This window comes from Vibrio sp. 1249-1, assembly GCF_033340495.1.
In genome coordinates this window covers 1-512 of sequence record NZ_JAWOWJ010001191.1, presented here as the reverse complement: position 1 = coordinate 512, position 512 = coordinate 1, and the positions used below count along the sequence as shown (strand labels likewise).

General features: G+C 47.5%; 1 protein-coding gene. It reads right to left on the bottom strand.

All coding sequences use genetic code 11. The annotated features are described in order from the left end of the window. Window positions 1–512: cobalamin biosynthesis protein (locus R7Z50_RS31200; protein ID WP_318150241.1), on the bottom strand; the 512-nt coding region annotated here is incomplete at both ends.

The window sequence follows — 512 nt, the reverse complement described above, 5'->3', positions numbered from 1 at the left end:
ACCTGCGATGGCATACCAAAACAGTACACACACTACATTGCGACCAAAGCCCATAATGATGGTTTCAGATCCGGCTTTACCTATACCGACAAGCGATAACGTTTCGGTATCACGATTCACAAAAGGCTTGAGTAGCTCGCGACAGCGCGTTTTATCCTCACGCGACAAGGCGAGGGCAAGTTGTTTGGTGAGGGTTTCGCAACTTCGCCAATCTAACGCTAATAGTAACAGAGCAAGTTCGTACAGAGGCTCTTGCCAAACTAAGGGCTTTAGAGCGATTAAGAGCACCAAACACGGCAATGTCATCAAAATAAGAGCGAGGCTTCCTGAGAGAATGCTTTGTGAATAGCTATGGTGGTTATTTACTTTCTCTGCTAATTGTTCGGCTACCTTGCGCCATAAAGTCGCAGGGTGAGCGGAATGAGGAATAGGGAGGAGCAGGTGAAACAGTAATGCGCCCCACATCACGAGGAGCGCACCGTTAGCATAGAATTGCTGAAAAACTTCTTCCA